This window comes from uncultured Veillonella sp. (genome assembly GCF_934190855.1).
Lineage (GTDB): Bacteria > Bacillota > Negativicutes > Veillonellales > Veillonellaceae > Veillonella.
Genome location: NZ_CAKPTN010000047.1, coordinates 1 through 11,326, shown reverse-complemented (window position 1 = coordinate 11,326; position 11,326 = coordinate 1). Strand labels below are relative to the sequence as shown.

Sequence of the window (11,326 nt, the reverse complement as noted above, 5' to 3'; positions counted from 1 at the left end):
GTGTACAAGTAGATATTCCATTGCAATCCTACTTCCGTTTGAATGCACCGGGTGCTGGTCAGTTCGAACATACGATGATCATCGTAGAAGAAGGTGCTAAATTGCACTTTATCGAAGGTTGTTCCGCTCCTAAATATGACGTATCTAACCTTCATGCAGGTGCCGTTGAATTGTTCGTAAAAGATAATGCTACATTGCGTTATTCTACAATTGAAAACTGGTCCAAAAATATGTACAACCTTAACACAAAACGTTGTGTAGTAGGTAAAAATGGTACAATTGAGTGGGTATCTGGTTCCTTTGGTTCCCGAGTTTCTTGCTTGTATCCAATGAGTATTCTTAACGGTGAAGGTGCACATGCTGAATTTACAGGTGTAACATTCGCTGGTGAAGGTCAATTCCTTGATACAGGTTGTAAAGTGGTTCACAACGCACCATATACAACAAGTAATGTAAACTCTAAATCTATTTCTAAATCTGGTGGCGCAGCTATCTACCGTGGTCTTTTGAAAATTGGTCCTAATGCTGAGCATGCAAAAGCAACAGTTTCTTGTGAATCCTTGATGCTTGATGCTGAGTCTCAATCCGATACAATTCCAGCAATTATCGTTGAAAATGATAATGTAGACTTAGGCCATGAAGCAAAAATCGGTCGTATTTCTGACGAAGCGATTTTCTATCTCATGACTCGTGGTATCAGCGAAGAAGAAGCTCGTGCAATGCTTGTTCGTGGTTTCGTAGAGCCAATCTCTAAAGAATTGCCACTTGAGTATGCAGTAGAAATGAACAACCTAATCAATCTTGAATTAGAAGGTTCTATCGGTTAAGGAGGAATTATGAGCGAATTATTATTTAATGAACTCCCTAGACCGACGTTCAGATGGTTACGTGTTAACCATACTGTAGGCTCTCTAGCTGGAGAAGATACAGCAGTACAATCTATCGCTGTGGAAGCGAATGAAAATATACTTTCACCATTGCCTGTAGGCACAGCATTATTTGAAGGCAAATATGAAGGCGCTAATAAAGAAGCTGTTCAAGCTTTGGTAGAAAAAGCAGAAGGTTACGCTATTAACGTTCCTGCAAATGCGAAAGAAGTTGTAGGTATCCGTATCGATGCTACAGCTCGTGTAGCAAATCGATTCCAATTTATCGTTGGTGAAGGTGCTGAACTAGAGGTTCAATTCTTTGTTATTGGTTCTGGTGATGCAGCAACTAATGTAAGCTACCTTAACGAATACGATGTTAAAGCAGCTGGTAAAGTGGTAGTGAAAAAGGTAAATCTTTTACCTGAACATGTACAACATATCGAGCATCGATACACTAAATTAGAAGATAATGCTGATGTTGAATATATCAATATCGAAATTGGGGGTAGTGAAAATATCTTGAACTACTATCATGATTTAGTAGGTAAAGAATCCCGCATGATTCATGACATTGCTTATCTTGGAAGTAAAGAGCAAAAATTCGATATTTCTATGGTTATGAGCCATGGCGGTAAAAAATCTGTCAGTGATATCCACAACCTAGGTGCTCTTAGTGGCAATGCTAAAAAATCCTTCCGTGGCACCCTTGATTTCCTTCATGGTGCAACAGCATCTGAAGGTGCGGAAGAAGATATTTGCTTGTTGTTAGACCCTACTGTAAAATCTATTTCTTTACCACTCTTGTTGTGTAAAGAGGATAATGTAGTTGGTAACCATGCAGCAAGTGCAGGCCAAATTGATCATAATAAATTGTTCTACCTCATGAGCCGTGGCTTTAGTGAAGTAGAGGCTAAACATATCATCGTTGAATCTATGATTCGTCCTATTATTGATCGCATTGGTGATGAAACGATTGAAGAAGCAGCATTAGCAGCTGTACGTAATAAGATTTAAAGAGGCGTTTTATGAGACCTATTGCAGAAGCATATAAAGATTTTCCTATATTACATAAAGAGCATAATGGGCACCGCGTTATCTATTTAGATAGCGGTGCAACTGCACAAATCCCACAAGTTGTAGTGGATCGTGTAGTAGAGCATATGACTCAGCACAATGGTAATCCTCATCGTGGTTCCCATGTTTTGGCTATTGAAGCCTCTGAAGCATATGAAAACGCTCGTGATCGTGTAGTGGAATTTATCAATGCCCGTGAGCGAGAAGAGGTTGTATTTACACGTAATACAACAGAATCTATGAATTTAATTGCCCATAGCTATGGTCTTAATAACCTTAAAGCAGGTGATAAAATCATTATTACTGTAGCTGAACATCATGCAAATCTAGTTACATGGCAATATGTGGCTGAAAAGACAGGGGCTACATTGGAATATATGTACCTTGATGAAAGCGGTCATTTAAAAGACGGCGAAATCAATAAAATTGATGAAACTACTAAGATCGTAGCTTTTGCACATATTAGTAATGTTCTAGGCATGGAGTTCCCTGTAAAAGAATTGACAGAAAAAGCACACTCTGTTGGTGCCGTTGTCGTTCTTGATGGTGCTCAATCTACGCCTCATAAAAAAATTGACGTGCAAGAACTTGATTGTGACTTCTTCGTATTCTCTGGCCATAAAATGTGTGCGTCCCAAGGTATTGGTGTGCTCTATGGTAAAAGAGCATTATTAGAAGCAATGCCTCCATTCTTGTTGGGTGGCGATATGATTGAATATGTAAAAGAGCAATCTGCTACGTTCAATGAGTTGCCATATAAATTTGAAGCTGGTACGCCAAATGCAGATGGTGCTGTTTCTTTACATGCTGCTATTGACTATTTAGAATCCTTTGGTATGGATGCTATTGAAGCGTATGAAGAAGAACTCGTTGCTTATATTTTGCCTAAATTGTTAGAATTACCACATGTTAATGTGATCGGTTCTACAAATCCGAAAGAAAAACATGGTGTAATTGCTTTCACTATAGATGATGTACATCCTCACGATGTAGCAACTATTTTAGATGCAAAAGGTATTTGTGTTCGTTCTGGTCACCACTGTGCGCAACCATTAGGGGCGTTCTACAATGTATCTGCATCTACTCGTTTAAGTATGTACTTGTACACTCGTAAGGAAGACCTTGATGCCTTCCTCGAAGTATTGAAGACTGTTCGTTCAGTCATGGGCTTTAAAGATTAGGAGATTACCATCAATGGAAATGGATCAACTATATACGGAACTTATTTTGGAACATAACCAAGATAAACGTAATAAACATGAGTTAACTGAATTCACAACTTCTGAACATGGTCATAACCCTAGTTGTGGTGATGATTTAACATTACAAGTGAATGTAGTAGATGGCATTGTAAAAGATGCAGCATATACTGGTTCTGGTTGTGCTATTAGCCAAGCTTCCGCATCTATGATGATTGACATTATTAAAGGTAAATCCGTAGAGGAAGCACTTCGTTTGGTTGAAGTTTTCTTAGGTATGATCAAAAAAGAGATTACTGATGAAAGCGAGTTAGAACAATTAGAAGATGCTATGGCATTACAAAATATATCTAACATGCCAGCTCGTGTTAAATGTGCAGTTCTTGCATGGCATACGTTAAAAGAGGCTTTAAAGAAATAATATGAAAAAGACAATATTATTTGACTTAGATGGTACTTTGACAGACTCTCAAGAAGGTATTCTTAAAAGCATTAAATTTGCCTTAGAACATTTTGGCTATGACGTACCTGATGAAGAAACGTTGCAATTGTTCTTAGGACCACCATTGGTTGATGCCTTTCAAGAACATTGTGGTATGACTTTTGAGCAAGCAGAAGAAACATATTTCAAGTTTCGTGAACGGTATGGAACGATTGGTAAGTTTGAGAATACAGTATATCCAAATATTGTAGACTTATTGGCTAAATGTAAAACAGAGCAATATACAATTGCTTTAGCCACGGCAAAACCAGAACATTATGCGAAGGATATTTTAGATCATTTCGAATTGACACCTTACTTTGATGTAATCGTTGGTGCTAATTATGAAAGTGGATTATTACATAAGAAGGAGATTCTTGAAAAAGCTCTTGAACTTTGTGGCAATCCATTAACTGATGAAAATGGTAATCGTATGGCATTCATGGTTGGGGATCGTAAGTATGATGTAGAAGCAGCCAATGAACTTGGTTGTATCTCCGTCGGTGTTACTTATGGTTATGGTACAGAAGCTGAACTAAAAGAAGCTGATGCCGAATATCTCTGTGATGACGTTGATGAAATTGCAGACGTTCTCGATCTTGAAGCATTAATGGTTCGTAGATAAATTAATTACATTAGAAAAGGACTGACCACGAGGTCAGTCCTTTTGTGCTATCTTTTTAAGCCGCTTTTTTTAGCTAATGTTTTAATAACCTTAGCACTTTGTTTTTTCAATTTACCGCCTGTTTGTTTGAGTTGTATTCTTGTGCGAGATACGCGACCAAGAGTTGTGATTTTAGTTTTACGACGGGGCTTCATGTCTCGTTCGTTACCAAAGTCACCGCGTTGTACACTCGTTGCTTTTACCTTTTCTGCTCTGAAAGATTTGCGCAATGCTTTCATAATTAATGTGAGCGGTAAGGATTGCTCGAAGGAATACAAGTCAACTGCTACATAACCTAGTGCAGGATATGTGTGCAATGTAAAGTGAAAGCCTGGTGCAACAGAAAGGAGGGCGATCTCCTCGTCCATAACCTGACAACTGATTTCATCAACATCTAGTTCAGCTAAATCAAATGCAGTAGCTACACTTTCTTGTACAGCTGTAGCGGATGAAATTGCATCTTCGTCACAGGAATATAAATCAATTAACAATTCTTGTCCTAATGCTTCTGCCATAATAACACCTTCTTTCGGAATATAATATCTCATTTATTATACATAGAATTAAAGATTAAGTCCAATCATATGAGAATGAATTAAAAAGTAAACGAAAAGTCAAAACTTTTTAGCTTGATTTGACTTATTAATAAATTATGTAAATAACCTTGTATTATCGAGAGTATGCTAGTAAATAAAAAGAAAATAGAGTAAAAAGTCAAATATAAATACTATGAAGTTTGACTTTTGTATTGACTAAGGTCAAATAGTCAAATATAATAGAATTGTATCAAAGAACAAATGGTCAAAACTATAGTAAATAAAATTTAAAGGGGTGTTTTTTATGAGTATGATAGCTGATAAAATAGAAAAATTTATCTTAGACCGTATGCGTGAAGAACAAGAAAAACTAGTTTTAAAACGTAACGAACTAGCTGATGAACTAGATTGTGCACCATCCCAAATTAGTTACGTATTGAGTACACGTTTTTCTAATGAGCGTGGTTTTGATGTTGAATCTAGACGTGGCTTAGGTGGTTATATTCGGATCAAAAAACTAAACCCAGAAAGCTCAGACTCTTTGCCTGCAGTAACGACATATCGTATTTATGAAGGTCAAAATACAGTGGAACGTTTAATTGATATGCGAGATGTAGATCAATCTTTGTTCCAATTATTACAATCTGAAAAGATTACCCGTCGTGAAGCTCAATTGATGCATAATTCTTTTGCTACTTTGATTGAGAATGTAGATATTGAAGAGCGCAATGAAGCTGTTTGTCAGCTTTACGCAACAATGGTGGATACACTACGGAAGGAGTGATGATCGATGTTATGTGATCATTGCCATAAGAATGAAGCTACCATTCATATGACTAATATCGTCAATAATCAAAAGACGGAACAACATCTTTGTGGTACTTGTGCTACCAAGTTACAACAAGAGGGCAAATTATCCCCCTATAGCTCTTTTATGAATGATATGTGGGATAATAGCTTTTTTACTAATGAATTTTTTAAAAATATGGTTTACCCAGATAACTTATTAAAATCTCATCAATCTAAGAGATGTCCGCAGTGTGGTATTACCTATGACGAATTTAATCGTGTAGGTAAGTTTGGTTGCGGTCAATGTTATGAGACTTTTAATAGTGAAATAGATCCGTTATTACAACGTATTCAAGGCAGTTCTGACTATGAAGGAACTGTACCTAGTCGTGGAACTAATGTATTTAAAGCTAAATATGAAGTAAAGCGATTGCGTCATCAATTGGACACAGCCGTTCAAGCTGAAAATTTTGAAGAGGCTGCTATCTTAAGAGATAAAATTAAAGAGTTAGAAGCCATCATCGATGGCGATAAAGCGTAGGAGGTTCTTATGTTAGATACTATATTGGACTCTCCTTTAAGTCAGTGGTTACGCCACGATACAGAGGCGACAGATCACATTGTAATTTCCAGTCGTATTCGACTGGCACGTAACTTTGATGGCCTATTATTTACAAATCGTAATGATACATCTGCTTTAGAAAAAGTAAATTCTATTTCTAGAGGATTGTTACAACCTTTGAAAGCTGCAGATGGTCATCAATATTCTAATATTAGTCTAGAGCAATTAAGTCAAAGTGAGCGGGCTGTATTAGTAGAGAAACACTTAATGAGCCCAGCTCTGGAAGAAAAATTACCATATCGTAATTTAGTTGTATCTGATGATGCATCTATTGTAATTATGGTGAATGAAGAAGATCATTTACGGATCCAATCAATGGCTGCTGGCCTTCAATTACAACAGGCCTATGACCATGCAGTTCAAATCGATAAGGCTATCGAGGCGAAGCATCCGTATGCTTTTGATGAACGCTTTGGTTATTTAACAGCATGCCCTACAAATGTAGGAACTGGATTAAGAGCATCTGTAATGCTACATTTACCGGCCTTAACTATGTCTGGTCGAATTACACGACTCATTCGCAGCATCATTCAATTAGGTTACTCTGTACGAGGTTTGTACGGTGAAGGATCCGAGGCTTTAGGGGCTATCTACCAAATTTCAAATCAACGTACTATGGGGATAAGTGAAGAAGCAACGATTGAGCAATTAACTAAGATTATAGAAGGCATAATTGCAGAAGAGCGTAAAGCTCGTCAATCTTTATTACACAACGATAAAGAAGGCTTAGAAGACGTTCTGTGGCGCTCTTATGGTGTTTTACAATATGCACGCCGTGTTAATGGCAAAGAAGCATTGACAAAACTTAGCGATATACAATTAGGCGTAGACTTAGATATCTTGCCACCTTGGGGAAATGATACCTTCAATGAGTTGGTGGCTATAACTCGCCCTAATTTTCTTACTAAATATTTCGGTAATGAAGATTTAACAGAGGTTGATCGCGATAGCTATCGAGCTAAAGTTATACGTCAAAAACTTTCAAAATAATACTAGATTACAAATATACTAAATTACAAATAATACTGAATTACAAATAATGGATATACAATTATTTGTTTTATATAAATCCTTTCAATTTAATGTATTAGATTAATAGGTTAAAAGTTAATACCTATAAAATAGTTTTGTACTAAAGCAATTACTATTCCAATGGTGTTTCCCACCATTGTTTACATATATTTGAAGAGATACAATTACAATTTACATAGATAGATGAGGTGATATTATGATGCAACGGTTCACAGACGATGCACAGCGAGTCCTTTCTTTAGCACAAGAGGCTGCTTTAGAGCTCGGGCATGACTATGTAGGAACTGAACACGTACTCATCGGCCTTACAAAGGTTAAAAACAGTGTAGCTGCCAAGGCTTTAGAAGAGATTGGTATAGTTACAGAAGATATTTTTGAAGCAGTCGAGGAACATGTAGGGCGTGGTAATAAAAAGGCGACCTCTATATACATGACACCTCGCGTGAAATATGTACTTGAACTGGCAGTTCAAGTGGCAAACCGTATGAACCATAATTATGTAGGAACTGAACATATTTTACTAGGCTTACTAAGTGATGGTAGCGGTGTTGCAGCTGCTATATTACAATCTATGGATGTTAGAACTAATGATGTAGTAGATACTATTCGCAATATTCTTGGTTCTAATTCTAAGGGCCACAATGATGGTCAAGAAGGCTCTAATGGAGATGGCGAATTAGGTGATTTATCTGATTTTGCTACAGATCTTAATGAGTCTGCTAAACAAGGTAAAATTGATCCTGTTATCGGTCGAGATACTGAAATTCAACGGGTTATTCAAATTCTAAGCCGTAGGACTAAAAACAATCCTGTTCTCATCGGTGAGCCAGGGGTAGGTAAGACGGCCATTGCTGAAGGTTTAGCACAGCGTATTGTTACCGGTAATGTACCTGAAATTTTGCGAAATAAAAGAATTATTTCGCTTAGCATTGGCGCTATGCTTGCCGGTGCAAAATACCGTGGTGAATTTGAAGAACGGTTGAAAAAAGCTATCGATGAAGTACAACAACATGATGACATGATTATCTTTATCGATGAAATACATACTTTAGTTGGTGCCGGCGCCACCGAAGGGGCTATGGATGCGGCTAATATTTTAAAGCCCGCCTTAGCACGTGGTGAGTTCCAAGTTATTGGTGCTACAACGCTTGATGAATATAAAAAACATATTGAAAAGGATGCTGCTCTAGAGCGTCGTTTCCAACCTGTTCAAGTAGGAGAACCTAACGAAGAGGATGCTCTTGAAATTCTAAAGGGCTTACGAGATCGCTATGAAGCATTCCATAAGGCTAAAATTACGGATGAAGCGTTAAAAGCAGCTGTGTCCTTATCAAGTAGATATATTACAGACCGATTCTTGCCTGATAAAGCTATTGATGTAGTGGATGAAGCTGCATCTAAGGTGCGTATGCAAGTATTTTCTGCAGCGCCAGATGTTAAGGCTCTAGAAGAACGTCTAAAGGTAGTCAAAAATGAGAAAGAAGCAGCCGTTACATCACAAGACTTTGAAAAGGCTGCTAAACTTCGTGATGAAGAAAAAACTCTACTAAAAGATATCGGTGATAAAAAATCTGTAGCAAAAGAAGAAAGTGCTCAAAAGTTAGTAGTTACGGAAGACGATGTAGCAGCAGTAGTGGCGCAATGGACAGGGATTCCAGTAGCTAAAATAGCAGAAGAAGAATCTGAAACGTTGCTCCATTTGGAAGATGAGCTTCATAAACGCGTAGTAGGTCAAGATGATGCTGTTACTGCTGTAGCTAAAGCTGTACGCCGTGCAAGGGCTGGGTTAAAGGATCCTAAACGTCCTATTGGGTCATTCTTGTTTTTGGGGCCCACAGGGGTAGGTAAAACTGAATTAGGAAGAGCTCTTGCATCCTCCTTGTTCGGCGATGAATCTGCTATGATTCGACTTGATATGTCTGAATACATGGAAAAACATACTGTATCACGCTTAGTTGGTGCCCCTCCAGGCTATGTAGGCTATGAAGAGGGCGGTCAATTAACTGATGCAGTACGTCGTAAACCATATAGTGTTATTCTTCTTGATGAAGTAGAGAAAGCACATGCAGATTTCTTTAATATTTTGTTACAAGTTCTTGATGATGGTCGACTTACTGATAGCCAAGGTAGAACTGTAGATTTCAGAAATACGGTTATCATCATGACAAGTAACTTAGGTGCTAAAGCTTTACATAAGAACTCTCCAGAGCTTGGTTTCTTGGCTCCTAAAAAATCTGAATCTCATTCAAATCAATCTAATAGTATAGATTTTAAAGAAGCTAAGAAATCTGTTATGGATGCTGTAAAACATCATTTCAGACCTGAGTTTTTAAATCGTATTGATGAAATGATTGTTTTCCAACCATTAACGGAAGAGGACTTAAAACAAATTGTCTCTATCTTGATGATTGATGTTACAAAACGCCTTAAAGAGCGAGAACTCCAATTAGAGATCACACCTGAGGCGATGCAATTACTCGTTAAGGAAGGTTCCGACTTTACAATGGGGGCTCGACCACTAAAACGAGCTATTCAACGATTAGTTGAGAATCCTCTATCAGATCTTATTTTGAAAGGAGATGCTACAGAAGGAAAAACTATAAAAGCAGATGTGAAGGATAACGAGATCGTTGTCAGCGTATAGAAAAAATACAAAATATACAGTTAATGACTACCTTTCATATAAAAAATATAAGTTAAATGGTATACTATAGAATGATGATAGTTAACCATGTAGTAAAATTATGCATAAAAGGTCATGAATGGTTATCATTCATGACCTTTCTTTTCTTATTAAAACATTTTGAGGCATTATGGCAAAAGCAAAATCGGTATTCTTCTGTCAAAATTGTGGGGCTGAATCCTCTAAGTGGATGGGCCGTTGTCCACAATGTGGCGAATGGAATACATTAGTTGAAGAAATTATTAAAGAAACTAAACATAGTCGTACACCTTCCCGTGGTGTCGGGAATCAAACGACTAAGCCTACAGCTTTACCAGATATTGAAATTTCCTCTATTGCACGGGTATCTACAACCTTTGGTGAAATTGATCGCGTATTAGGTGGAGGCATAGTACCTGGTGCATTAATGCTTTTAGGTGGCGATCCAGGTATTGGTAAATCTACGCTGTTATTGCAAGTCTCTCAAAAGGTAGCAGATACTGTAGGTACAGTTCTCTATGCGTCTGGTGAAGAGTCTCAGTTACAACTTAAGCTTCGTGCAGAACGACTACATATCAATAGTGAGCGTTTACAAGTTATTGCAGATACAGATTTAGATCATATACTTGAGCAGGCTGATGCAATGACACCATCCTTACTTGTCATTGATTCCATTCAAACTATGTATACTGGCGATATCGATGCTGCTCCAGGCAGTGTTAGCCAAGTTCGAGAATGTACATCTCGACTCCTTCGCTTCTGTAAAGAACGCAATATTCCTACAGTTATCATTGGTCATGTCACAAAAGAAGGCAATATCGCTGGTCCACGTATGTTAGAGCATATGGTAGACGTAGTGCTTTATTTTGAAGGGGAACGATCCTATCAGTTCCGCATATTGCGATCTATTAAAAATCGTTTCGGCTCCACATCTGAAACAGGTATTTTCGCCATGGTTGAAGAAGGTTTACAAGAATTATCCAATCCTTCGGCTTCATTATTGGCAGAACGGTCTGATGAGGAAAGTGGTAGCGCTGTCATGATTTACCTTGAAGGAGTTCGCCCTATCTTAGTAGAGGTGCAAAGTCTTGTTGTTACTACGGCCTTTGGTATGCCTAGAAGAACAGCAATAGGTTATGATCTTAACCGTTTGATTGTACTCTTGGCTGTTTTAGAAAAACGTTGTGGCTTTACATTGGGGAATAAGGACGTGTATGTTAACGTTATTGGTGGACTTAAAGTGAACGAGCCAGCTTGTGACTTGTCTATGGCAGTAGCGATAGTATCTAATTTAAAAAATCGTATCGTTCCTACAGATATGGTCATCTTAGGAGAGGTCGGTTTAACTGGTAATGTTCGAAGTATTCCGCGCATCGAGCAACGTATTAATGAAGCTAA

The 11,326-nt window shown here is 37.8% G+C and carries 11 protein-coding genes; 10 read left to right on the top strand and 1 reads right to left on the bottom strand.

The features are described from left to right. The 5 genes from sufB to Q0F90_RS04215 all read left to right on the top strand — a co-directional run. Positions 1-827: Fe-S cluster assembly protein SufB (gene sufB / locus Q0F90_RS04235; RefSeq protein ID WP_296003648.1), on the top strand; the 827-nt coding region annotated here is incomplete at its 5' end. 9 nt (positions 828-836) lie between these two features. Next, positions 837-1,883 carry a SufD family Fe-S cluster assembly protein gene (locus Q0F90_RS04230; RefSeq protein ID WP_296003646.1) on the top strand — a complete coding sequence of 349 codons (1,047 nt, stop codon included), beginning with the start codon at positions 837-839 and terminating at the stop codon, positions 1,881-1,883. 11 nt (positions 1,884-1,894) lie between these two features. Further along, entirely contained in the window at positions 1,895-3,124 is a 1,230-nt protein-coding gene (locus Q0F90_RS04225) for a SufS family cysteine desulfurase (RefSeq protein ID WP_296003644.1), read from the top strand. A gap of 13 nt (positions 3,125-3,137) precedes the next feature. After that, a complete protein-coding gene (sufU, locus tag Q0F90_RS04220; RefSeq protein ID WP_296003641.1) occupies positions 3,138-3,563 on the top strand; it encodes a Fe-S cluster assembly sulfur transfer protein SufU in 426 nt (141 codons plus the stop codon). Position 3,564: 1 nt separating this feature from the next. Then, positions 3,565-4,248, top strand: coding sequence for an HAD hydrolase-like protein (locus Q0F90_RS04215; protein WP_105082035.1), 684 nt, complete (start codon positions 3,565-3,567; stop codon positions 4,246-4,248). A 47-nt stretch (positions 4,249-4,295) separates the two neighbouring features. On the opposite strand, the gene Q0F90_RS04210 is transcribed toward Q0F90_RS04215, so the two are convergent. After that, positions 4,296-4,802, bottom strand: coding sequence for an S-adenosylmethionine decarboxylase family protein (locus Q0F90_RS04210; protein ID WP_296003637.1), 507 nt, complete (start codon positions 4,800-4,802; stop codon positions 4,296-4,298). Positions 4,803-5,127: 325 nt separating this feature from the next. On the opposite strand from Q0F90_RS04210, the gene Q0F90_RS04205 reads away from it, so the two are divergent. From Q0F90_RS04205 to radA, 5 genes are all read left to right on the top strand, one after another. After that, entirely contained in the window at positions 5,128-5,607 is a 480-nt protein-coding gene (locus tag Q0F90_RS04205) for a CtsR family transcriptional regulator (protein WP_296003635.1), read from the top strand. Between the two features lie 6 nt (positions 5,608-5,613). Continuing rightward, positions 5,614-6,153, top strand: coding sequence for a UvrB/UvrC motif-containing protein (locus tag Q0F90_RS04200; RefSeq protein ID WP_296003633.1), 540 nt, complete (start codon positions 5,614-5,616; stop codon positions 6,151-6,153). 9 nt (positions 6,154-6,162) lie between these two features. Then, positions 6,163-7,224 carry a protein arginine kinase gene (locus Q0F90_RS04195; protein ID WP_296003631.1) on the top strand — a complete coding sequence of 354 codons (1,062 nt, stop codon included), beginning with the start codon at positions 6,163-6,165 and terminating at the stop codon, positions 7,222-7,224. A 238-nt stretch (positions 7,225-7,462) separates the two neighbouring features. Beyond that, positions 7,463-9,910, top strand: coding sequence for an ATP-dependent Clp protease ATP-binding subunit (locus tag Q0F90_RS04190; RefSeq protein ID WP_296003629.1), 2,448 nt, complete (start codon positions 7,463-7,465; stop codon positions 9,908-9,910). 169 nt (positions 9,911-10,079) lie between these two features. Next, positions 10,080-11,326, top strand: a 1,247-nt coding sequence (gene radA / locus Q0F90_RS04185; protein ID WP_296003627.1) for a DNA repair protein RadA, incomplete at its 3' end; no start/stop codon positions are given.

What these genes read in the sequence shown, in the direction of transcription:
- Q0F90_RS04230 (WP_296003646.1), top strand. Translation starts at nt 837, where the DNA reads ATGAGCGAATTATTATTTAATGAACTCCCTAGACCGACGTTCAGATGG.
- sufU (WP_296003641.1), top strand. Translation starts at nt 3,138, where the DNA reads ATGGAAATGGATCAACTATATACGGAACTTATTTTGGAACATAACCAA.
- Q0F90_RS04190 (WP_296003629.1), top strand. Translation starts at nt 7,463, where the DNA reads ATGATGCAACGGTTCACAGACGATGCACAGCGAGTCCTTTCTTTAGCA.
- Q0F90_RS04210 (WP_296003637.1), bottom strand. Translation starts at nt 4,802, where the DNA reads ATGGCAGAAGCATTAGGACAAGAATTGTTAATTGATTTATATTCCTGT.
- Q0F90_RS04200 (WP_296003633.1), top strand. Translation starts at nt 5,614, where the DNA reads ATGTTATGTGATCATTGCCATAAGAATGAAGCTACCATTCATATGACT.
- Q0F90_RS04205 (WP_296003635.1), top strand. Translation starts at nt 5,128, where the DNA reads ATGAGTATGATAGCTGATAAAATAGAAAAATTTATCTTAGACCGTATG.
- Q0F90_RS04225 (WP_296003644.1), top strand. Translation starts at nt 1,895, where the DNA reads ATGAGACCTATTGCAGAAGCATATAAAGATTTTCCTATATTACATAAA.
- Q0F90_RS04195 (WP_296003631.1), top strand. Translation starts at nt 6,163, where the DNA reads ATGTTAGATACTATATTGGACTCTCCTTTAAGTCAGTGGTTACGCCAC.
- Q0F90_RS04215 (WP_105082035.1), top strand. Translation starts at nt 3,565, where the DNA reads ATGAAAAAGACAATATTATTTGACTTAGATGGTACTTTGACAGACTCT.